This window comes from Metamycoplasma faucium (genome assembly GCF_045160055.1).
In the GTDB taxonomy this organism is placed as follows: domain Bacteria; phylum Bacillota_I; class Bacilli_A; order Mycoplasmatales; family Metamycoplasmataceae; genus Metamycoplasma; species Metamycoplasma faucium.
Map to the genome: position 1 here is coordinate 254,025 of NZ_CP088155.1, position 25,051 is coordinate 279,075.

The window sequence follows — 25,051 nt, forward strand, 5'->3', positions numbered from 1 at the left end:
ACCTTATCTTTATTTTATTACATACATTTTTATTAAAACCATAACCAAAATAATTAAACTGATTATAGCCATAACTGATAATGCAGTAAACATTATTCAAGCTTTAGTTTGAAATTTTTTACTTATTGATGCATCATTTTGAGTTTTAATTTGCATATCTTCATAGATTGATCTAGCGGTTGAAACTTCAATTTTTTCAGTTCCGAATCCAGTCATTGATTTAATAAATGGCGATGATTTAATTTTTCCATCTTTTGATACTGTATAGTAAATATCTAATTTACCATCATTAATCATAGTTTTAATAATTTCAACTTGAAATCCTGGTAAGTCTCATTTAATATCTCCTATTACAACATCTTCAATATCCTTATCTTTACTACTTAACATAAATTTAATTTCTTTTGCTTTTTCATCTAAATCTAAAGCTGTTACTGCCATTGCCATTGTTGTATCTGATTTTCCTTTAGGCATAACAATAGGTAATAGAACTTTATTTGTTACCAAAGATTCAATAATAGTTTTGTTATTAACTTTTTCTTTACTTAATTTATCAACTAAACTAATTACTTTTTCATATGGTAAATATCCTTTATACATATCATCTTTATGAAAATATATTGCAGCAGAAGCTTTATAATCTTTTGCTGTATTAATAAATTCATTAAGTCCACTCAAGAATTCATTAAATTGTTTAGCAGGTGTTTTTACACCCATTTCGTTAATGAAAAATATAGGTAATTTGGTTGAAGGATTTATTCTTTCAGCCAAATAAAATTTTTTAACTGTTTCCATTTTATACTCCATTTTGTTTCGTTTATTTTTTTCTTATTATAAATTAGAAAGTCTTTTTTTTTTTTTTTTTGGTTGGGGCACGGAAAAACTTCCAATGTCAAACAAATTGACCCACCAACTTTTAAGTTTTTGATGGAGAATATTATTATGACTTTTAAAGAAAATATAATTTCAAGAAACGAAAGAATAGTTAGCACAATATTGCGTAATATTAATTTTACAAATAAAGCATTATCATTAATTGCACGTGTTAGTATTTCAACAATTAAAAGGTGAAAAAGAAAAATTTTGAATGAAAATGGAAAAATTGATATATCTCATAAAAATATGGGAAATCAAAATGCAAAAAAATATAATGATGAATTAATAATACAATTAGGTAAGACATATGAAAAAAATGCAAAAATTACAGGTGGAAATGTTGAAAATGAAAGTTGTTCATATTTAACATTAAGAATTTTTTATGAAAATTTAGATCTTATTATTGGCAAAAATGACATTAAAATTTCATATTCAAATTTAGTTAAGAGATTAAAAAAAGAAGGTTTTGCAAGTAAATATGCAACTAAAAAAGGGCGCAAAGAAGCTAGGAAAAGCAGAAAGAAAAAAGAAATAAAAGAACATATTTATTATGAAGGAAAATTAACCTTTTCACAACCAAAGAAAAAACAAAAATTTAGATTTAATTTTGCAAATAATTATAAATACGGAGATATAGTAGAGATAGATGGCTGCACTCATTATTATTTTAATAATGAAATTAAATCAACTTGTTTAATGGCTGTTGATGTTGGAACAAATAAAGTACTTGATTTATATTTTGAAGAAGGAACAGAAACATTAAATGGATATCAAACACTTTTAGAAAACATTTTTAATAAATATGGTTATCCAAGAAAAATATTTGCTGATAATAGGATGAATTTTTGACATGATGAAACTAGTAATGCAAAAACTTTTTTAGAAGTAAAAAATAGAGGAATTGAATTTTTAACTTCTTCAAATCCTACTTTTAAGTCTCACGTAGAAAGAAAATGAGATACTTTTCAAAAAAATATCCCATTCTTTTTTAAACTAAATAATATTGATAATGTTAAATTGGCTAATGAATCTAAAGATAAAATTATTGAAAAAATAAATTCATGTTGTTCTATTAAAGAAAAACAAAATGTTTTTATGCCTATAACAAATGAGCTTGATAAATTTTTCGATTTGACTATTAAAAGAACTATAAACAATGGTGCAGTTAAATATCAAAACAAATGATATATGCCAATTCATTCAGAAACCAATAAAAGAGTAAATATTGTTGATAATGGTGAATTTAATTTTGTTATAGGAACTGATATGAAATTATATTTTAGGTCTCATAGCAAAAGATATAAAGCAATAGAAGTTGAAGATAAAAGATATGAATTTATGATTAATTTTGCTTATAGAAAAAAGATTAATATGAATATTGAAGAAGCAAAAAAATTAGCTGAATTAATTACAAGCACATATTATGTGCATTCAATAATTGAGAAAAAAATATCTATATTAAAATCACTAGAAGATAAAGATCATTTTTTTAAAGATGAAATGTTGATTTTAAATGAAATATTTGAAGATTTAAAAAATGAACGTGAGTATTTATCAAAAATAATTAATTTTTAAAAAAATACATATTATAAATTGGTTTAATTATTGAGATTTATGACTTTTAATCTATACTTTTAAGTGGGTCAATTTGTTTGACGTTTCACACTTTTTTTTTTTTTTTTGGTTGGGGCACGGAAAAACGTTTTTTGTTTCTTGTTAAAAATTCAAATGGGGCAGATTTTAATATATTATGTTCCGAAAAAAGGTAAATGATTTTGTATAATAAATAAAAAATACAAAAAGTTGAATTTACTATACAAGGAATTTAAGTGGTTGCTGACATTAAATTTTTGTTTTATAATGGAATTAAGCAAAATATAAAGAAATGAAAGATTTTTATATTTTTAAGAATCGTAGCAGCTATTTTTTTAACCTTTTTATTAATTTTAACTACTACTGCTTCTATTTTAGTTATATTAAACAAAATATATACAGGATCAAGTGTTAAAAATGCAGAACATGGTTATATATTAATAATTTATAGTATTGTTGTTCCTATAATTTGAACAACTAATTTATTGAAATTAATTTTTTTAAATAAAATAATTAAAAACTTTAAAAAAAATTTTTTTAACTCACTTTTAGCTTTTAAAAATCTACTTAAAATTAAATTTTTAAATCCTAAGAAATGCGTTCAATATAATCCACTTAAAGAATTTATCACAGAAAAAATGTTTGAACAAAAATTAGCCTTACAAGGAAGTGCATCGATACTTCATAAATATAACTTTTTTTATCGTAAACCTAATGATTTAGATTTTATGTCAATTGATGCTTCAAATCAAAAAATTAATTTTGAATTTGAAGATTTTAAACTTGAGGATTGCAAGATTACTAAAGTATTAGATTCTAATATTTACTACAAAACAAATGTTGAAGATGTTCCAATTGAGGTTTTGAGACCTAAAGTCATAGTTAATAAATTTTTTGAAATCAAAAATAAAATTTTAGTACCGAATTATTATTGAATGATTGCAATGAAATGTGAACAATTATTTTTATTGCTTCATCTAAACGCCGAAGAAACAAAAATTCACAATACAATTTTTGATTTAGCTTATTTATTAAATTTGAAAAAGAAAATTGATATTGGCATTTTAGAAGAAGCATTTTTATGCAACAAAATTGATAATTATTTTGTTCAATATCACCTTAATAGAACTCAATATCATTTAGAAAATGAGGAGTTTAAATTAAAATTAAATGATTTTATTACAAATAAAATTCCTGAATTATTTATTGAAAATCAATTATCTGATTTAATTACTAAAACACAACAAATTATTAATTTTATTATTGAAAATCATAAAATTTTTAATTTATGTAACAAAACATATGAATTAACTTGCAATGAAAAAGTTAAAGAAGAATTAACTAATGATTATTTGACTAGTTCAACTTCTCGAAATAAATCCTTGGTTAATTTAAAGCTTGAATTTGCAAATGAAAATGAAAAACAAAACTTTGTTAAAAAAAATTCAAACAAAAAAACAAGATTATTTAAATTTATTGACAAATTTTGAATGTTTAAACCCTGTATATGATAAATATAATGAAATTGATATTAGATATCTTTTGGTAAATAAATTAATTGATAAATTATAAATATAAATTTATTATTTATCAATCATTTACAATGAACTTTTAGTATATCTATTTTTTTGTTATAATTATAAAAAAATGGTAAATTTAAAGGTGGTAGATGAATGATAAATACTGATTATATTCAACAATATAACGAAGAAACAAAGGATGTTTTTACAATAGAAAATTTTAAAAAATATGGAGAAATTTTATTAAAAGGAAAGAATTTAACGCAAGAAGAAATTAATTTTTTATTAAATTTTTCTAATAAAATTAATCAATTTAATAATGAAATTAATCGTAAATCAACTAAAAATACAATAAGAACAAAAAGTTCCCGAGAAAAATATTTTGAAAATGATAAATATTTTGAACTAAATAATGCAATTGCTTGAATGAAAAAATTTTTGCAAAATAAAAACAATGATAAAAAACAATCAGAATCATCATATTCATTGTATAGTTCATATGTTCAAAATGTCAATTTGAGTAATGAAGAAATTCAAGAATATTATGATAAAGAAAAATTTTTCAGTTTTATTGACGATTATGAATTTAAGGAAATTATTGAGAATGGTTATAAATATGTTTTAAATTCAATTTTCAAAAATTTAGAGGGTTATAAAAGTTTTGTTGAATGATGGAGTGAACATATTACAGAAAACATTATAAAAAACATATATATTCCCGAAGAACAAACGGGTATACCGCAAATTGATACTATTTTAAACATTGGAAAAGCTATAGTAGCAGCAGGAATAATATTTGATTTAATTCTTAAATATTTTTTGCAAGATTTTGAAAATATAAAAACTGAAATAACAGAATTAGGGTTTTTACAAAATAAAAAAGAAAATTTAGTATATATAAGAAATAGATATTATCGTATTTGATGGAATCTAAAAAATAAAACTTCTCGATGATTCTGAGGTTATTGGAGAGTTAGAAGAAATTCATATTGAATGTATGAAAAAATAAATGATTTATTTGCAACTGCTATAAAAAGATATTGAGATAATTTTTTAGCATGACAAAACCATTACTAACTAACTTTTTATTTATTGATTCGATTAAAAAATACAAAGCTAAAGCAAAAAAATCAATTGTTTTACGTTCAATTGCATTTTTCTTTTTAACAATTTTTACTATAATGACATCAATTTGAATACCAGTCGTCATAAATGCAAGAGAATTAATTGTTTCTAATGCAGAAGGGTTTTATGCTGCTATTTTTTGAAATATTATTCTTTCAATTTTATGAGTATCTAATTTGCTAAAATTAATTTTTATTTCAAGATTATCAAAAAATTTTAAGAGAAATATTTTCAAATCATTTTTAGCTTATAAACATTTACTTAGAATCAAATTTCAAAATCCGAAGAAATGTGTTGAGTATAATGAACTAAAAAAATTTATTGTAGAAAAAATGTTTGAGCAACAATTAGCCTTACAAGGAAGTGCATCAATACTTCATAAATATAACTTTTTTTATCGTAAACCTAATGATTTAGATTTTATGTCAGTTGATTCTTCAAATAAAAAAATTAATTTTGAATTTCACGAATTTAAATTAGAAAATTTTAAAATCACTAAAGTATTAGATTCTAATATTTACTACAAAACAAATGTTGAAGATGTTCCAATTGAGGTTTTGAGACCTAAAGTTGTAGTTAATAAATTTTTTGAAATCAAAAACAAAATTTTAGTACCAAATTATTATTGAATGGTCGCAATGAAATGTGAACAATTATTTTTATTATTGCACCTAAATGCCGAAGAAACAAAAATTTACAATACAATTTTTGATTTAGCTTATTTATTAAATTTGAAAAAGAAAATTGATTTTGTAGTTTTAGAAGAAGCATTTTTGTGTAATAAAATTGATAATTATTTTGTTCAATATCATCTTAATAGAACTCAATATTATTTAGAAAATAAAGAGTTTAAAGCAAAATTAAATGATTTTATTACAAATAAAATTCCTGAATTATTTATTGAAAATCAATTGTCTGATTTAATATCAAAAACACAACAAGTAATTAATTTTATTATTAAAAATCCTAAAATTATTAATTTATGCAATAAAACATATGAATTAACTTGCAATGAAAAAGCAAAAGAAGCATTAACTAATGATTATTTTAAAAGTTCAACTTCCCAAAATAAATCATTAATAAATTTAAAACTTGAATTTGCAAATCAAAATGAAAAACAAAATTTTGTTAAAAAAATTCAAACAAGAAAACAAGATTATTTAAATTTATTAACTAATTTTGAATGTTTAAACCCTGTATATGATAAATATAATGAAATTGATATTAGATATCTTTTGGTAAATAAATTAATTGATAGATTATAAACAAAAATAATAAAAACCACAAGACACGATACTTCTTGATATGGCTGCTATGTCTCCATCCTGACCAGATTACAAGGTTATTGTTCTTGTGGCTTTTTTATTATAACAAATTAATTATGTATCTTATTGTTTTTGTATTTAGCTCATCATTCATTAAAGTTATCGTTTATTAAACTTATATTATTAAATTTATATTCACTGAATGAAAAAATTTCTTTTTTATCTTTAACTAAATCAAATAAATATGGAATAACTTTATTTTTAATGGCCTTTTTAACAACTTCTTCTTTTGATTTTGGTCCGATTAAATCATTAATATATCAATAACCAAGTAATTTATCACCCGAAGTTTGGATTGAGATTAATTTTTCATTTACATTTCTTCTAAATTCATTTCAGAAAATATTTGGTTTTTTTGGACATAAATCAAAATCAATAAATTTTAATGTTCATTTACGTTTAAATGTAGCATCAATAGTTTTATCTGATTTGTCTTCACCATTTATTGTTGCTCAAATATAGAAGTTATAAGGTAATTTAATTTCTCAATCATCATTACCTAGATAATTAAATAATTTTTCAAATTTATTTAATTTAGGATTATTTATATCAATTTTTTCCTCATTAATAAAGTAATTTATCAAATCTTTATTTAAAGATGAATAATAATAACTATTTCCAAAATTATTTCGATCTAATAATTGGTAAAATTCTCCAAAAATATTTGAATAATCTGCTTTGTTTACGTCTTCAATAATCAATACATAATTTATATCAGGATTTTTATATGCTAGTGAAAGCATTTTTATAAAATCACCAGGTATAAATTGGAAAATCGTTTTTCCTTCTTCATTGATATATGATTTTGTTTTACCAATAAAGTTTGAATAATTAGTTCCTGAATAGAAATTTAAATATTTTCTGTGTAAAAATAGATCAATATTTTTGTTGTATTTTTGAATCAAATTGCTTAACATATATGTTTTACCAGTGCCAGGCGCTCCATATATTAATCATTGATTAGGTTCTTTAAGCATTAAACTTTCTTCTGCTTCAAATTTAAAGAAATTAGCGAAAAGAATATATAGAGAATAAATAAATATTGGCCAAATATTTAACACTAAATTATCATTTTCATCTTTTTCAATCTTCGTACTTAAATTTCAATATTCAATAAAGTTAGTAAAAATTATTTCATCTAGTTTAGTAATATTAATTTCATTGTTATTAATTAATGTGTAAACATTAATTTTTTTAAAAAATATTTCATTAAATTTTTCATATAAATTGGATTTAAAGAATGCAAAATCAAAGTTTTCTAGTTTAATTGCTTTTTTGTTTGCAAATATTTTTTTAAAACTTAAAATTATCTTTTCTTTTCTTAGTTCATATGATTCTTTATTTTCAATATTTATATTATTAAATATTTCCATTAAAATATTTTTGGATTTAGAAAATATTGAATTTTTTGCGGAAATTGAATGAAGTGGTCTAATTTCATTATTTAAGAATAAAACATCATTAAAAATTAAATAATTGTAATTGTTTAGATCTGATAGTAATAAATATTGTAAACCAATTTTTTTGTAAACGAGAATGTGAAATTCTAGAACAATTTGTTTAATTAAAAATTCAATTGAATTATCATCCAAAATAATGTATTCATTTGATTTAGAATCGTTCATCCAAGAATATCTTTCTCATAGTGAAATTAAAAAATTAATATTATTAGTAGCATTTGGATATTTAAGATAATTAAAACTAAAAATATTTAGGTTAGTAGTTTTTAAAAACAATTTAAGTTGTTTTAATCCTTTAAGGGCCGTTTCTTTTTCAAGTATTACTTTTAAATCAATTAAATTTTCATAGTAATTTGTGTTTTTCTTAAGCAATTCAACTTGATCTATAAAATGTTTTAAATAACTTTTTGAATCAATTGAAATATCTTCAAAATTAACTTTTTGTTCATTTTCCTTAATTTCATTAAGGTTTTTTACAATATCATTTTTTTTGTTTATTTCATTTTCAACAAATTTTTGAATATTGTTTTCAATATCATTTTTATTTTCTTCTAGTTCATTTGATGATTTTACATTTTGACTTTCATTTTTATTAGTTTGATCAGGTAAATTAATAACAAATGGAATGATTTTTTCCTTGCTTTCAGTATATTTAGATTTATCAGTTAGTGAATGCAGCAATTTTTGACTTTCATTTGTTGATTTTTCTATTTCAACATTTTTATCTTCATTCTCTAAAGTTTTAACAATTTTTATATCTTTTTGTTTAGTTTGATCAGGTAAATTAATAACAAATGGAATAATATTCTCTTTTTTAGTGTTTTCTTCTTCTCTTTTTATATCATTAACTATTATTTTGTTTTCTTCAACAATTATCGGTTCATTTTGTTTAATCATTGAATCATAATTATTAAAATCTTTATTTAAAATAGAAAGATAATCAACATCATAATTATTTGTTTTCTCTTCTTTATCTTCCATTGAAAGTTCATCAATTTCTAACTCGTCAGGTGTTTTATAAGCACTGTTTTTCATTAATGTTTCAATTTCAATTTCTTCAGAAGTATTTAAAAGATTTTTTATTCTATTTTGTTCATTTTTGTTGTTTTGAATATCATTTAATAAAATATTTTCATTTTCTTTGGGAGTTTGATATTTATAAACAAATTCAAATTCTTTAGTTTCTTCATTTATATCGAATTTTTTATTTTTTTTATTATCTTGCATATTACCTCTTATTTTGTATATTAAAATGATATCATTAATTAAGTTAATATTTATAACTCTATTTTATTTATAAAATAGGAAGACTAAAACTATACTTTTTGGTATAATTTATTAATTATTAACATTGACCAAAAAACTAAGATAAGGATTAACTAACTATGCCTAACAAAAAAGATGAAAAAAATAAAAAAGAATTAAGCGAAATTGAAGAAAAAAAACTAGAAACAGAAATTGATGAATCTGATGATAGTAAATATTATGATTTTGATGATACTATAAAAAAAGTTTTCGAAGAACCTAAAAAAGAAGTTCAAGAAATTGACGAAGATGAAGAAGAAATACCTCAAGCAAAAGAGGGGTATAAAGTTCAAAGCCAAATTCTCGAAACTGAAACTAATGGACTTAAACCAACTGATTTAGCAAAAGTTATGAAATCATCATTCATAGAGTATGCTATGAGTGTCATTGTTTCACGTGCTTTACCTGATGCTCGTGATGGTTTTAAACCTGTACATCGTAGAATATTATATGCAATGAGTGAACTTGGAATGTTTTATAACACTGCACATAAAAAATCAGCAAGAATAGTTGGTGAAGTATTAGGTAAATATCACCCACATGGCGATTCTTCTGTTTATGAAGCTATGGTTAGAATGGCTCAAGATTTTTCATTACGTTATCCTTTAATTGATGGTCATGGTAACTTTGGTAGTATTGATGGTGATGAAGCTGCTGCTATGCGTTATACAGAAGCTAGAATGTCAAAAATTGCTGCTGCTATGGTAGATGGAATAAAGAAAGATACTGTTGATTTTATTGATAACTATGATGGATCCGAAAAAGAACCCACTGTTTTGCCTGCTAGATTTCCAAATTTACTAATATCAGGAACTAGTGGAATTGCTGTTGGGATGGCAACAAGTATTCCTCCTCACAATTTAGGTGAAGTTATTGATGCAGTTTGTGCATTAGCTAAAAATCCTGAAATTACAATTGATGAACTTATGAAAATAGTATTAGCTCCTGACTTTCCAACTGGTGGAATTATCTTTAATCGTTCAGGTCTAGAAGAAGCGTATAAAACAGGACGTGGTTCTGTTACTATGCGTTCAAAAGCTCACATTCAAGATTTTGCTAACGGTAAAAGTAGAATAATAATTACTGAAATTCCATATGAAGTTAAAAAAACTGAGATCATGGAAAAAATTGCTGAACATATCAAAAATAAAAGAATTGATGGAATAGCTGATTTTAAAGATGAATCAAATCGTGATGGAATAAGAATAACTATTGATATTAAAAAAACTTATGTACCTGAAGTTATTTTGAATCAATTATTCAAATTAACACGTTTACAAACTAATTTTAGTTTTAACATGATTGCTTTAGTTAACAATGAACCTAGACTTTTAAATTTAAAACAATGTTTAGAAGTTTATTTAAATCACCAAATTGAAGTTGTTACACGTAGACTTAAATTTGATTTAGAAAAAGATTTAGCAAGAGCACATATTCTTGAGGGTCTAAAAATATGTATTGAAAATATTGATCGTGTTATCGAAATTATTAAAGGTTCTAAATCTGATGTTGAAGCTCAAGGCAAACTGATGAAGGAATTTAATTTATCTGAACTTCAAGCAAAAGCTATTGTTGATATGCGTTTAGGTCGTTTAACAGGTCTTGCTATTGAAAAAATGAATGAAGAATTAGATCAAGTTCATGCAAGAATTATTGAATATCGTTCAATATTAGCTTCAAGAACCTTGTTAATTGATTTAATTGTTAAAGAACTAAATGAAATTAAAGAATTATATGGTGATGGTCGTCGTTCTGAAATTAATTGAGAAATGGGCGACATTGATAATGAAGATTTAATTCCTCAAAAAGATGTTGTTATTACAATTAGCTCAAATAGTTATGTAAAAAGAATTGATTTAGATGAATATCGCGAACAAAAACGTGGTGGAGTTGGGTCATCAACTATGAAAACTTATCAAGATGATGATATAAAAGATATTTTAATTGCTAATACTCACACTGATTTATTAATATTTACAAATTTAGCTAGAGTATATCGAGTTAGAGGATATGAAATTCCTGTTGGCACAAAACAATCTAAAGGAACTCCAATTATTAATATAATTCCAGCAATCGAAAAAGAAGAAAAAATAATTAAAATATTATCTATTAATGATTATTCAGAAGGAACTTATTTAGTTACCGTTTCTAAAAATGGGATTATTAAAAAAACAGCTATTGCTGAATATGAAAAAATTAACAAAAATGGTAAATATGCTCTTTCTTTAGACGAAGATGATGAATTAATCGATACTTTAATTGGCAAGGACAATGATGAAATTTTCATTGCTGGTTCTAATTCAAGAGTTAATAGATTTAATATTTCTGAAGTTCGTTCAATGGGAAGAACTGCACGGGGTGTTGGTGGAATTAAACTTGATAAGGGTGATGAAGTAGTTTCGGTTTCAAGTTCTCAAAACGGTAAATATATTTTTAGTATTGGTGCTAAAGGTTTTGGAAAAATGTCACTTGCTGAATCATACCGTAAAACAAAAAGAAATGCACGCGGTGTTTTGGCTTTAAATAGTGATAAAGCAGGAAAATTAGTATATGCTGCAACAGTACATGGAATTGAAGATTTAATCATTATGTCAAATGATGGAATTGCAATTAGATTTTCACTTAAAGATGTTTCAATTGTTGGAAGAAATTCAAAAGGTGTTAAACTCGTTAATTTAAAAGGCAGAAACGCTTCTATTGTCGGAGTTGCAAAAATATATGATGAATCTGAAATTCAACAAGATCGTGAATTAACTAAAGAAGAATATATTGAAGTTACTCGTGAAATGGAACTTGATATTAATTCATCAAATGATGATGAAAATCAAGAATAACATAAATTATCTTTTACAATATAGTAAAAGATTTTTTTGTTATATAACTAGAAGGAATTAAAATGCGAAAACTATATGATTTATTACATGCTCCAATGACTTTGCCAAAACCATTTGGTAAATTTCATCTTTTGGTATTATTAGTAATATTTTCTTTAACAATTATTTTTACAGTTATATTAATAAAATCAAAGCATAAAAATATTTGAGTTTTTTCAATTTTATTAATTGGCTGAATTTTGCTTGTAATTTTAGAAATTCTAAAGCAAATTTATACAGGTCTCCATTTAAAACCTGATAAAAAGAATTGATATTGAGATTATAATGCTTCTCATAATCTACCAGTTTTTTTATGTTCAATGCCTTTATATTTCATCCCACTTTATTTAATAATAAGAAATAAACAAGTTAAGCAAATTATTTTAAATTTTTTAACTATCTTTTCATTGTATGCAGGCGGTATTGTTTTATTAGCATATCCTAATTGAGTATTTGATAACATAATATTTCTAAATTTAAATACTACGATATTTCATGGCTATATGTTATTTATTGGTATGATTTTCATTTTTTCAGGAATTGTTAAATTTCACATCAAATCATTTTTATGAGCTTTTTTAATTTTTATATTTGTATGAATGCTTGTAGGTTTTGGAAATGAAATTATATACCAAGTAGGTCTAAAACATAAACTAAAAATAACTCCTAATTTATTTACGATTTCACACCGTCAAGAAACAAGATTTACTGATACTATTTTATCCCTAACTAAAGGAAAATTAAAATTATCAAGCAAAGCGATTTATTTTATTTATCCATTTGCAACATTTATATTCTCTGGAACATTTTTCTTAGTATTTGGTCTTATCGGATTTACAATTCAAAAAATATTAATTTTAAATAATTATTTATATAAAGAAAGACTTGCTAAAAAATCTTATATGAGACGAAAAAATGTCATAGCTAATTAATTGAATTTTTTCAGATAAAACTTAGTTATTATATGAATCAATAAATTATTGAGTTACTTCTTGATTTTTCATAAAATTTCTATGTTAGTTTGGCTATTACAACTTAAATTAACTTTTTTTCAATGCTAATATTTTTTTATTAATAAAAAAATATATTTACATTTTAATCGATTTAAGAAATATGATAAAAAATAAACCATAATATAATTATGATTTTTCTTTGCTTTATGTTTAATATTTAAAATTATTTATAATTCGTTTTCATGGAATTTTTTAAGAACTTTAATTTCTTTTAATATTGATTCATTAAATTTTTCTTGTTTATCAAATTTTTTAATAACATAATTTTTAAAATCTTGAAACTCAGTATCCATTTTATCAATTTTTATATTGATTTTGTCAATTGCCATTAAAACTGTTTGTTGAAATTCACTTTGCTTCATAGCTTTGTCTTTCTTATCTTTAATGATTTTACTATCCTCATTAAACATATAAATTACATATTTAATTTTTGGATTTTCTTCATCATGTAATAAATAAAATTTTATATCATTATAAGAATAGATATAGCGAGTTTTAATTATAAGCTATATTTTATTCTAATCTATAAATTTAGATTATTAAATATCTATAATTCATCTTTATGAAATGATTCTAATTTTGTAAGTCTTTTTTCTATAGAATCTATTCGATTAGAAAATGATTCATTGAAATTTTTTTGTTCTTCATTAAATTTTCTTTGTTCTTCATTGAATTTTTCTTGTTTATTAAAGTTTTTAATAACATAATTTTTAAAATCTTGAAACTCAGTATCCATTTTATCAATTTTTATATTGATTTTGTCAATTGCCATTAAAACTGTTTGTTGAAATTCACTTTGCTTCATAGCTTTGTCTTTCTTATCTTTAATGATTTTACTATCCTCATTAAACATATAAATTACATATTTAATTTTTGGATTTTCTTCATCATGCAATAAATAGAATTTTATATCATTATAATAATTATGAGATTTATTTAATGATGATCATGTTTTTAAGTCAATTTCACTTTCAAGATTAAGAATGATTTTTTTAAATTTCATTTAACCTCCTTTTTTGTATTTTTATTCATTTTATATCTACATTCTAATATAAAGAAATTAAGAAAAACTAAAATTGGTAAAAATTTGTGAAAACTAAGAGTGAGTTTTATCAAAATTTTCCAAATTAACAAAAAATGAATTTCAAATTTTAAATAATTGAATTGCGTTCTAGATGATAATTTTTAAACTTGCCTCAAGAAGAATTAGTTAATTAATTATTAAATTTATTAAAAAGATTAAACATATTATAAAATATAACAATTATGGTTAAATTTTATAACTTATTGAATGCAAAAATGACTGAGCCAAAAGCCTTTGGTTTATTTCATTTAATTGTTGTTTTGATAATACTATCATTTGTGATTTTATTTACTGTTTTAATGCTAAAAAGCAAAAATAAAAATAAATGAACATATTATATTTTGCTGATATCTTGAATTATATTAGTAATTATTGAATTATTTAAACAACTTTATGGAGGAATTAATCTTGATGGAAAAGGTGGATGGTATTGGAAATATGAAGCGCCGCATTTATTTCCTTTTGTGCTATGTTCAATGCCTTTATATTTTATTCCTCTTTATCTTTTTATTCCAAAACAAAAATTTAGAACAATTATTTTAGACTTTATAACTGTATATTGTTTATATGGAGGAGGATTTGTTCTGTTAGTATATCCTGGTGATGTATTTACTACATCAACTCTTTTAAATTATCATACATCGATATTCCATGGAATTATGTTATTCCTTGGGCTTTTATTCCTATTTACAGGAGTAACTAAATTTAGTGGTAAAACAGTTTTAAATGCTTTTATTATTTTTGTTATACTATGAGCTATTGCGGGTCTTGGCAATGAAATATTATGGCAAGTAAAAGAAGCTAAAAAACTTACTTGAATTCCTAACTTATTAAATATATCACATCGTCTTCGTAATTCATTTGCTGAAGTAGTTGCTTCATTAACTAAAGGAAAAGTTGTTATAACTCCAAAAGTTTTATACTTATGCTATCCTTTGTATACTTTTTTAGTTTCAAATATATTCTTTGTAATTTTTGGACTGATAGGTTATGGTATTAATAAAGGTGTTGTTAACAGTGATAAACTATATCAAAAATCACTTGTTAAAAAAGCTTCAAAACGTAGAGAGTTAGTTAACTATAATTATGTTGAATAAGCTTATCTAAATTGACTATAAAATTTAAATATAAATATGTTCTTATATGTTCTTATTTAATATAAAATTTAAATAAGAATTTTTTATTATAAGGAGCAAAATATATGAATAATGAAAATCCAAAACAACAATTAATAGATGAATATATCAAAAAAGTTAATAATACTCCTGATATTGAATTAAATCAAGACCAAAAAGAATTAATTAAGGAAATATTAACTAAAATTGATCCTAAATATATTCAAAATGCTTATCAAATGTTAAATCAAAGGGTTAAAATAGGATTTACATTTGATGAAGCACCTTCAACAAGCAAAACAAATATTGCATTATTAGTAAAAGATGAAAAACGTTCTTTTACTAATAATGTTATGAATGCATCTGATTTCGAAAATTCTTTGATAATTGGTGAAAATTATGATGCATTAAAAAATTTAATTCAAATTGAAAAAATAAGAGCAATGACTGGGGGGGGGCATAGCGATTTTGACATAATTTATATTGACCCTCCTTATAATACAGAATCTGCAAAAACTGATGGAAATGTATCAGCTAATAATAACGAAAACATTTCTGCTTCCAAATTTATTTATCGCGATAAATTTAGTCGAAATGGTTGACTAAATATGATGAAAGAAAGACTAATAATGGCTCGCCAACTTTTAAAAGAAGATGGTGTTATTTTTGTATCAATTGATGATAATGAGCAAGCATATCTTAAAGTTTTAATGGATGAAATATTTGGCGAAGAGAATTTTGTATGTAATTTTGTTATTGACAAAACTGCTCAAGGTGCAAATAATAGTTCAACATTTAAATTGCAACATGAATATTGTTTGTTTTATAAGAAAAATATTTTTAATGAAATAAATACTAAAAATTCTAGAGAATTTGATGCTAAAAAATATAAGTATAAAGATGAAAAAGGATTTTTTGCAATAACTAATGCTTTTGATTCTATTAATTCACCTCTTGAAAAAAACAAAAATAGAGGGTATACTATTTATTATAACCCTGAAATAAATGATGCCAAAATTAAAAATGAATATGATGTTAATAATCATAAGTTTGGTGAATTTGATACTGAACTTCTAAGTCAAGGGTATATTTCCTTTAGACCAGGAATTAGAAAAGGGATTCAATATCCATGGAATTGAGCGGCAGATAGATTCTTAAGTGATTTTAAAACAGAATTATTTTTTTCAATTAAAGATAATAAAAAAAATATTTATCACAAAAATCGGTGAAACGATGCAATTAAAGACACTACAATTAAATGTTTTGATACAAGAAAATTTGGTAATCAAATTTTAATAGATGTGTTAGATGAAAAAAAATTTTCATACCCAAAATCAATTGATTTTTTGAAATGGATAGTTTCCAAACATTTAAATAAAAATGCTCGTATTTTAGATTTCTTTGCCGGTTCAGGAACAACTGGACATGCAGTTTTAGAACTAAATCGTGAAGATGGCGGTTCTAGAACTTATACACTTGTAACGAATAACGAAAATAATATTGGATCTAATATAACTTATGAAAGACTTTATCGTATTAATAATGGTAAAGGCACTAAAGGTGAAGATAATTTTAAATGATTAGAAAAAAATGATCCATACAAACAAAATTTAAATGTTTATAACATTGAATATTATGATGCATCAATAGATAAAAGAGAAAAAGATGAATCAGATGATGTTTCATTAAAATTATTAAAAAAACTTGATGAATTGCTAAATTCTTTAAATTTAAAGTCTACTGAAATTAATAATGAACAAAAATTAAATATTCTAAGTCAACTTAATGCTTTAGAGAAAAAGGGAACAACGAATGAATCTAAGTAGTGTTCAACAAAGAGCTGTCGATGAATTATTAGAATATTTTAAAGAATCTTATAATGACAATATAAATAAAATTATTGAATTTAAAGCACCAACAGGTTCAGGCAAAACTTTTATGATTAGTAATTTTATTGATAAAGCTTCAATATATCATCATGATTTGAATCAAGATCAAAAAATTATTTTTGTTATTGCTACACTTTCATCTGCAAAATTACCAATTCAAATGGAAAATAATATTAATGAATATTTATCTTATTTAGAAAATAAAAATTTAAAAGTTAAAAGATATGAGTCCCCTTCAAGCTCTTCTGATAGATTAAAAGATGGTGATTATCGTATTATTGCTAATAATAATGAAATAATAATTTTTGGAACTCAATCATTTGGTAAAGGGAAAATATATACTGAACAAGGTATATTTAATGCATTTTTAGATCAAATTGAAAAAGAAAATTATAAATTAATTTATATTCGTGATGAAGCTCATGTTGGATCAGAAAAAGAAGAAAAAAATGCATCTAAATTTTTAGATTATGATGATGATATTTCTAAGTCAAATGATGAAAATATAAGATTTGAGAAAAAAATTCAAGAAGCAGCTTCTTTTATAGTAAAGATGACTGCAACTCCCAAAGGGAAATATGAGCAAGTTATTATTACTGAAAAAGATTTAGAAAATGACAATATTCATTTGCTCAAAAATAAAATGGAACAAAATTCTGGGTTGGGATTTGAAAAATCAAGCACTATTGATAATATACAATTGCTTCAAATTGCAATAAAAAAATTCAAAGAAATTAAAAATAAATATATAGATTTTAAGAATGAACCAGGATTAATAAATATTAATCCTGCAATGTTAATTCAAGTTTCAGATAAATTTAAGGGAAATGAAAAAGAATTTGAAGAAAATATTAATTTAATAGTTAAAACATTAAAAGAAAACGGTTTAACATATGCAAAATATTTTAGCTCTGAAAAAATTGATTCAGATCAAAGAGCAATAAAATCATTACAAGATATATCAAGAAATTCATCTGATATAGATACAATAATATTTAAAGTCGGCCCTGCAACGGGATGAAATATTTCTAGAGCTTGTATGTTGATACAATTAAGAAATGTATCATCTAATACTTTAAATATACAAACGATTGGTAGAATTAAAAGAAATCCAAATCCGAATTACCCTTTTCCAAATGAATCTATTGCTAATCAATATTTTATCTACACAAATAATGATGTAAAAAATTCAAGCGAAATTGTTACATACAAATTGAAAAAGCAATATATGCAGAATCATATAAAATTTGGTTCTGGGAAAATCAATTTAGAAATTCATAAACAAATTTTAAATAGCAAAGAATACAATGAAAAAATTATTTCATTATTAGATAAAGATAAAGTTCAATTTTATCTTAATGAAGCATTAGATTATTACAATAAAAATGGTTTTTTAAAAGGATTAGTCATTAAATATAAAGATAAAAATAATCATGAAAGAGATTGTGTTTATCAAAAAATTTATAACATTATAGAGCTACAAAAATTTAATAATAAATTTCAAGTGCAAAATTCTAATATTCTGACTAAAGATATAATTTTAAATATAAAATCTTGATTTTATAAGCAAAAATTTCAAAATTCAATTCATTTGTTTTGATATGTATTGAAAAATAATTATTTTGATTTAATAGTTGAAGAATATAAGCAAGGGATAGAAATTATAAAAAGAAAAACAAGAGATAAAGAATATTTATTGGAATTTAGTAATACATTGCCTCAAATTTTTAGTATTAGTAAAAGTAAAAAAAATATAATAAATATTTCGGATGAACATTATGCTTATCAAAATATTATAAAAAATAGTGATCAAAATAAACATTATACTGATAGTGAAGCGGAAAATAAATTTCTTAGTAGAATAAGTGATTTTATTGCTGATGATGAAGATTTAACAAATAATATTAAAATATGGACTAAAAACCCAGTTCATGAAGGTATTTCATATCAATATTATTCCGAAACTAACAATTCAATTTTAAATTCATATCCAGATATTTTAATTGTTATAGAAAAAAATAACCAAAAACATCAATTAGTGATTGAGGTGAAAAATGATAATGATTTAATTCCTGAAAAATCAGAATCACTATTAAAGGCTTATAAAAAATATATTGAAGAATTTTCTATTCCTCTATTTAAAGAAATTGAAAGTTTAACAATCGCAATTTGCTGAGTAAAAGATGATAAATTAATGTTTAAAGGATATTCAAGTAATAAAGAAATTGATAATTTAATAAGCAATAAAATTAATAATTTAAGTTGAATTAGAAAATTAGTAAAATAAAAAAAATTAATCCCCCTAATTAAATTAAACTAGGACAAAAAAATTAGACTCATAATTAACGTTATGAGTTTTTTTATCATTTTTAAGAAAAGAGGGATTTAATGGGTAGACATTTAAAGAAAAATGAATGATTAAAAGTTTTTAATTTATACGAACTATATATTAACTATGACATAACAAAAAAAGAATTTATGTCTAAATACATTCGAATAACAAAGAAAAATATCAATTATTGAAAGAATGCTTTACATTTGATTAAAACCAAATTTAATAATTATAATTTAGGTATGAATATAGAATCACAGACCGGGAAAGCTCCTAAAAAAGGCAAAAATGTTGGTAGAAGAAAAAAGAATAAAAAGGATGATGAATTAAGAGAAAAATTGCAAGATGAAGCATTGAGTAAATTAAGTAAAGAAGATCTTAAAAAATTAATACTAAACGTTTATTATGAAATAATACTTGATAAATATAAAAGTAAAAATTTGGACGAAGTTGTAAAGAAAATTAAAAAGACAATTTCAAATAAATTAACAAACGCTGGAATAATGAATGTATTAGGTATAAAAAAATCCACCTTTTACTATAGATTGAAAAATAAAAGCAATAGCAAAACACAAAAAATTAAATATGAAATGGAAATAGTTAAAGCTTTTAATACAAATAAAGGTAGATTTGGAAGAGAAAGACTATCTATTTTTCTAAAGAAAAATAATAATATTTCAATAAATGCACGCACTTTAGGTAGATATATGCAAAAACTTAGCTTGCATTGTTCAATAAGACAAGCAAAAAGAAAACGTGAAGTAAAGAATACAAATGTAAAATTTTTAAACATCGCTAATCGAGATTATGATGGAAAAAATAATGATATTTATGCTACTGATGTGTCATACATTCCTTCACCAAAAGATGTGAGAGAAAATCATGTTTATCTATCAGTATTAATTCATCACAAGACCAAAAAAATTGTAAGTTGAAATTTATCAAAAAACAATGATGTTTTTCTTGTAATGAAACATATTTCATCAACAAAATTTCCGTCTAATTTTATAATTCATTCAGATCATGGATATCAGTATTCTTCACATGATTATCTAAATTTTATGAAAAAACATAATGGAATTATTTCAATGTCAAGAGTTGGAAATTCTTTAGATAACAGAGAAATTGAATATTTTTTTTCGATATTAAAAACTGAAATTTTTCCTATTTTTCAACAAAAAGTTAAAACATTAACATTTGATGAGTTAAGAGAAAAAATTGACCAATTTATTAATTGATATAATAATGAAAGATTTATTAAGAAATTCAATTTAAAAACCCCTCATGAATTATGAGAGGCCTATACAAAACAAATAAATTGAGTCTAATTAATTTGTCCTAGTTTATTTTTTTATATATTTTTAATTATAAATAAGAAATCATTTTTATTCTATTTAAGTTAAAGAAAGGAGGAAAAATGAAAATGAAAACCAAAATAAAATAACAATAAATTTCGAAAGAAATACTATTTAAAAAAAGGATTTTCAATATTTAATAATAAGAATATAGGAATAATTGATTTTTTAAGAAAATAAATAATAAAGGTGATTAGATATTAAATTATCATTTAACATCTTTACGTGAAAGAGGCATTGACATACAACGTGCATTACCCATTCCTAGTGATAATTGGTTACCCTTGAATGGTAATACTGTAATTCCTGCTGCTTTTAAAGCTGCATTGGTTTTTTCATTACGTGCATATCCGATTACAACACCTGGTTTAATTGCTAGATAGTTTGTACCATCAAAGTGAGTTTCACGAGCAACTTCAATATCTGAAGCATTATTTCCTGCAATAGGAATTAATATAGGTTTTTTATTGATGATTGATTCTAGTAATTTATCTAGTGGTAATCCGTTTTCTTTTGGTTGAGGTTCAGCTCCACCATTAACTAAATCGTAATCTCAGAATTTAAATACATCATTTGCAATAGGTGAATATAAGAATTTATCTTTGTCCAACATTGTTAATCATGTATCAAGGTGCATTAGATTTGTTCATTTAGGAACATTAATTGCAACTATACGTTTAAATTCACATTCTTTGTTAGCTTTAATGTTTTTAGCTAATAAAGTGATTGTTTGTAAATCAGTTCTTTCTGAAACACCAACTACTAAGGTATCATTATTGTAAATAAATACGTCTCCACCTTCGATTGATAATTTCATTGAAGGGTCATAGTATCATGGGGTTTTCATTAATTTAGGGTGATTTGTGAATATAAATCTACTGAATAATGTTTCACGTTGTCTAACTTTGTAACGCATAAAGTGAATTGTTACACCATTTCCAACTGATGCAAATGGATCACGTGTAAAGTATAAGTTAGGCATTGGGTCAACAATTAATTCATTTTTGGCTTCAATTTTTAGATCGTATTTGGTAATACCAGCCATCATATATTCAATCATTTCACGTGTTGATTTTCTAGCTTTTAAGAATTTCTTAACTGCAGCTTTTAATTCAGGAGTTAAAGCAGGTTCTGAATCATCAACAAATTCATCCAATAATTTTTCTTTAGTTTTTGCATCAACTAAATCATAAGTTTCAGTAACAAGGTCAGTTAATTCAACAACATTAACACCTTCATTTTTTAAAATTTGAACAAATTCTTTGTGTTCTTTTCTAGCATCGTGGCTTTCAAGAATAGCTGAGAATAATAATTCGTCTAAACGAGATGGGCTAATATAGTCAATTTCTCGTCCTGGTTCATGTACCAAAACTGATTCTAATTCACCAATTTCTGAATAAACATGAATTCCATTAAATTTACTGCTAAATACAGACATTTATGTGTAATTCCTTTCATATATAAAATAATCCGATTTAATGTATAAATTTTATTTTAAAAACAAATTATATTGTGGTACAATATTCAAGTCTGAACTTGTTCAGCGCATTTATTTCTAAAATTTCTATTTATACAATATAAATTATACTCTTTTAAAAATCATATTTTTTAATCATAAAATATATAATTACTATGTATTTAATAATATTTATCTTTTAAATTTACCTTTCTTTTTATTTTTCTCGTTTAAAGGAGTTAATTATGGAACAAATTACAATGGCTGATGTTGCTAAAAAAATATTAGGAAATAGCAAAGGTATGCAATTTTCAGAAATATTTGAAGAAACTAAAAAAGTTTTATATGCAACTTGAAGAGCTGAATCTTCAGGAGAGATATCTGATGAAGACCTACTTGTTAAAAAACAAGGCGAAATGTATAAGTTATTTACTATTGATGGAAGATTTTTTAGAAATTCTGATGGTACTTGAACTGCCATTAGACCAAAAATAATAAATAAAGATAAAGAATAAAAATCATAATTTCTTTATTTATAAAATATTTTAGGAAAATTAAAAGATGGATTTCTCAAAGATTTCCATTTTTTTATCATTTTCTTAAAATCAAATTTTCTTTATGATAATATGAAATTAACTATGAATAAAAATGTTAAAAAAATATTATTCTGTGGATTTTTATCCGCGCAAATTAGTTTATGTACTATTAGTTGCATAAATAATTTTCAACATAATTATTCTAAAGGTAATAAAGAATATTTTGAAAATCTAGAAAATGATATTGGTTTGAACAAATTACCATATAAATTATCAAACACATTGAAAGAAAATTTTGCAATGCCTATTAATGTATCTTATGTTAAAGATGGGGATACTTTTTTAGATTCAAAAGGAAATAAATATCGATTGGCCGGAATTGATACTCCAGAATCATTCATAAGAAAAAACAATCAATATATTCCTACCATTGGAATTCAAAAAAAATATGCTACATTAGCTCATAAATTTACTGAATATTATGTGCTTAAAGGTTTATTGCCTTCTTATTCTAAATATAAATTTCGTCCTACACAAATATATGCAGTGCCTCAAAAAACTAAAAATGGAATTTTTGATTATTATGGACGGATAGTTGCAATAATTTATTACCAAGATGAATTTGGTAGATATCATTGCTTAAATCAAAAATTATTGTTAGAAGGCAAAGCAAGAATGAATTATATTTCACTTTCAAAAAATAATATTTTTTATACTAATAATGTTAAATATTTTCAATTACTTGAATCCTCCCAAGATTTAGCAAGAACAAAACACAAAGGAATTTGAGAATACTATAATTTATTTTCGAAAATATTTCCTAACTAAAATTAGTTATTTAATTAAAATAATATAATTTTAATGTGAAAAATAAAAATACACATAAATATTTAGGTTCATTTTTAGGAACAACAATGTTTATTTCTCCCTTAATTTCTATTTCATGTATTGCCTACGAAAATTTAGATTTAGAAGTTAGAAAACTAAATGTTAATATTTCTAATGAAACAAAATTAAAATATACAGTTGATGAATTTATTAAACAAGATTATAAAAAGTTAATATCATTTTCTAATATTGATTATTCAAAATATGAGGCTTCAATTTTTGGTATTAAAAAATCAAGTGAAACATCTATAGATTTATTTATTGAACTAAAATCTAAAAGAACTAATAAAACAGTTGTTAAGAAAATCCAAATTGATGGTTTTAAAAGTAAGGCAAATCTTCATGATGAACAATTAATTAAAGAAATTAATAATGAAATAAATAAATTAAAACTTCCGCATTTTAATAAAGATAAAAATAAAACTTTTGTAAAAGATGTTGATTTGTCTGATTTTACATTTGAAGGATTTGATAAACAAAAATATTTGCTTAATTTAAATTTAGATAAATCAAAAGCTGACAAAGGAATACTAAAATTAACTGTTTTTTTAACATTGAGATCTAATACAAAAATAAAGAGTTTAGTTAAAACATTTGAAATTACAGGATTTAAAACTAATACTAATTCAGAAGGTAAAGAGTATTTCGAAGGATTAGAACCAGACGAAGGCCTTGAAAAAATCCCTTATCCAATTTCTGAAAATGAGTTGAAAGCAAATTATGCTACTCCAATTACTGTTAACTATGTGGTAGATGGTGATACTTTCTTAGATTCAAAAGGTAAAAAATATCGTTTTAATGGAATTGATACGCCTGAATCATTTAAAAAGGATCCACAAACAGGGCATTTTAATCCTACTACAGGTATGCAAAAAGAATATGCAACATATGCAGCTAAATTTACTGAATATTATGCTTTAAATGGTTTATTGTCAACATATTCTAAATATAAATTTAGGCCAACGCAAATATATGCAGTCCCTCAAAAAACTAAAAATGGACAAACAAATATTTCAGACCATTATGGTCGAATAGTAGCAATAATATATTATCGAGACGAATTTGGTAGATATCATTGTTTAAATGAAAAGTTAATTCTTGAAGGTAAAGCCAGAAAAAATTATATTTCACTTTCTAAAGGTAGTAAATATTATACTGAAAATAAAGCATATTATAATCTATTAGAAAAAGCTCAAGAAAAATCAAAAAAATTAAAAAAAGGCATTTGATCGCCATTAGCAAATTACGATGAAATATATCCGTGAAGATAATAAATTTATTTAATTATACTTTTTTACATTATAAT

18 protein-coding genes and 1 other RNA gene are annotated in these 25,051 nt (G+C 23.2%); 13 read left to right on the top strand and 6 right to left on the bottom strand.

Features of this window, described 5'->3' with window-relative positions:
* Window positions 1–9 precede the first annotated feature (9 nt).
* A complete protein-coding gene (locus tag LQ356_RS01120; RefSeq protein ID WP_405311963.1) occupies window positions 10–795 on the bottom strand; it encodes a hypothetical protein in 786 nt (261 codons plus the stop codon).
* A 147-nt stretch (window positions 796–942) separates the two neighbouring features.
* On the opposite strand from LQ356_RS01120, the gene LQ356_RS01125 reads away from it, so the two are divergent.
* From LQ356_RS01125 to LQ356_RS01140, 4 genes are all read left to right on the top strand, one after another.
* On the top strand, window positions 943–2,451 hold the full coding sequence (locus tag LQ356_RS01125) for a hypothetical protein (RefSeq protein ID WP_405311466.1): 1,509 nt from the start codon (window positions 943–945) through the stop codon (window positions 2,449–2,451).
* A 254-nt stretch (window positions 2,452–2,705) separates the two neighbouring features.
* The gene (locus tag LQ356_RS01130) at window positions 2,706–3,983 is read left to right on the top strand and encodes an MAG4530 family protein (protein ID WP_405311965.1); all 1,278 of its coding nucleotides are present in this window, start codon (window positions 2,706–2,708) and stop codon (window positions 3,981–3,983) included.
* A 159-nt stretch (window positions 3,984–4,142) separates the two neighbouring features.
* The gene (locus LQ356_RS01135; RefSeq protein WP_405311967.1) at window positions 4,143–5,066 is read left to right on the top strand and encodes a hypothetical protein; all 924 of its coding nucleotides are present in this window, start codon (window positions 4,143–4,145) and stop codon (window positions 5,064–5,066) included.
* Window positions 5,048–6,379, top strand: a complete 1,332-nt coding sequence (locus LQ356_RS01140) for an MAG4530 family protein (RefSeq protein ID WP_405311969.1) — start codon at window positions 5,048–5,050, stop codon at window positions 6,377–6,379. The genes LQ356_RS01135 and LQ356_RS01140 overlap by 19 nt, the downstream gene beginning before the upstream one ends.
* A 6-nt stretch (window positions 6,380–6,385) precedes the next feature.
* Here LQ356_RS01140 and ffs read toward each other — a convergent pair.
* Both ffs and LQ356_RS01150 read right to left on the bottom strand, forming a co-directional pair.
* Window positions 6,386–6,478: signal recognition particle sRNA small type (gene ffs / locus LQ356_RS01145), an RNA gene on the bottom strand.
* Between the two features lie 11 nt (window positions 6,479–6,489).
* Window positions 6,490–9,126, bottom strand: a complete 2,637-nt coding sequence (locus tag LQ356_RS01150) for an AAA family ATPase (RefSeq protein WP_405311971.1) — start codon at window positions 9,124–9,126, stop codon at window positions 6,490–6,492.
* A gap of 158 nt (window positions 9,127–9,284) precedes the next feature.
* Here LQ356_RS01150 and gyrA point away from each other — a divergent pair, with 158 nt between their 5' ends.
* Window positions 9,285–12,038, top strand: a complete 2,754-nt coding sequence (gyrA, locus tag LQ356_RS01155) for a DNA gyrase subunit A (protein WP_405311973.1) — start codon at window positions 9,285–9,287, stop codon at window positions 12,036–12,038.
* 62 nt (window positions 12,039–12,100) lie between these two features.
* The gene (locus LQ356_RS01160; protein ID WP_405311974.1) at window positions 12,101–13,009 is read left to right on the top strand and encodes a hypothetical protein; all 909 of its coding nucleotides are present in this window, start codon (window positions 12,101–12,103) and stop codon (window positions 13,007–13,009) included.
* Window positions 13,010–13,257: 248 nt separating this feature from the next.
* Here the strand turns inward: LQ356_RS01160 and LQ356_RS01165 are convergent, their stop codons facing one another.
* Together LQ356_RS01165 and LQ356_RS01170 are read right to left on the bottom strand one after the other, a co-directional pair.
* Window positions 13,258–13,500 carry a hypothetical protein gene (locus LQ356_RS01165; RefSeq protein ID WP_405311975.1) on the bottom strand — a complete coding sequence of 81 codons (243 nt, stop codon included), beginning with the start codon at window positions 13,498–13,500 and terminating at the stop codon, window positions 13,258–13,260.
* Between the two features lie 137 nt (window positions 13,501–13,637).
* Window positions 13,638–14,093: a hypothetical protein gene (locus tag LQ356_RS01170; RefSeq protein WP_405311977.1), complete on the bottom strand. Its 456-nt coding sequence runs from the start codon at window positions 14,091–14,093 to the stop codon at window positions 13,638–13,640.
* Between the two features lie 263 nt (window positions 14,094–14,356).
* On the opposite strand from LQ356_RS01170, the gene LQ356_RS01175 reads away from it, so the two are divergent.
* The 4 genes from LQ356_RS01175 (at window position 14,357) to LQ356_RS01190 (ending at window position 20,838) form a co-directional block, all read left to right on the top strand.
* Window positions 14,357–15,271, top strand: coding sequence for a hypothetical protein (locus LQ356_RS01175; RefSeq protein ID WP_405311979.1), 915 nt, complete (start codon window positions 14,357–14,359; stop codon window positions 15,269–15,271).
* Window positions 15,272–15,375: 104 nt separating this feature from the next.
* Complete coding sequence (locus LQ356_RS01180; protein WP_405311981.1) at window positions 15,376–17,115, top strand: site-specific DNA-methyltransferase; 1,740 nt, start codon at window positions 15,376–15,378, stop codon at window positions 17,113–17,115.
* Window positions 17,102–19,465 (top strand): DEAD/DEAH box helicase family protein, encoded by a 2,364-nt coding sequence (locus tag LQ356_RS01185; RefSeq protein ID WP_405311983.1) that lies wholly within the window; start codon window positions 17,102–17,104, stop codon window positions 19,463–19,465. The genes LQ356_RS01180 and LQ356_RS01185 overlap by 14 nt, the downstream gene beginning before the upstream one ends.
* 101 nt (window positions 19,466–19,566) lie before the next feature.
* Window positions 19,567–20,838 (top strand): IS3 family transposase, encoded by a 1,272-nt coding sequence (locus tag LQ356_RS01190; protein WP_405311355.1) that lies wholly within the window; start codon window positions 19,567–19,569, stop codon window positions 20,836–20,838.
* Between the two features lie 232 nt (window positions 20,839–21,070).
* Here LQ356_RS01190 and arcA read toward each other — a convergent pair whose 3' ends face one another.
* A complete protein-coding gene (gene arcA / locus LQ356_RS01195) occupies window positions 21,071–22,303 on the bottom strand; it encodes an arginine deiminase (RefSeq protein WP_405311985.1) in 1,233 nt (410 codons plus the stop codon).
* Between the two features lie 263 nt (window positions 22,304–22,566).
* Between arcA and rpoE the strand changes: the two genes are divergently transcribed.
* The 3 genes from rpoE (at window position 22,567) to LQ356_RS01210 (ending at window position 25,016) form a co-directional block, all read left to right on the top strand.
* Window positions 22,567–22,836, top strand: a complete 270-nt coding sequence (rpoE, locus tag LQ356_RS01200) for a DNA-directed RNA polymerase subunit delta (RefSeq protein WP_405311987.1) — start codon at window positions 22,567–22,569, stop codon at window positions 22,834–22,836.
* Window positions 22,837–22,959: 123 nt separating this feature from the next.
* Window positions 22,960–23,685, top strand: a complete 726-nt coding sequence (locus LQ356_RS01205; protein ID WP_405311989.1) for a thermonuclease family protein — start codon at window positions 22,960–22,962, stop codon at window positions 23,683–23,685.
* Window positions 23,686–23,720: 35 nt separating this feature from the next.
* On the top strand, window positions 23,721–25,016 hold the full coding sequence (locus LQ356_RS01210; protein WP_405311991.1) for a thermonuclease family protein: 1,296 nt from the start codon (window positions 23,721–23,723) through the stop codon (window positions 25,014–25,016).
* Window positions 25,017–25,051: the final 35 nt, after the last annotated feature.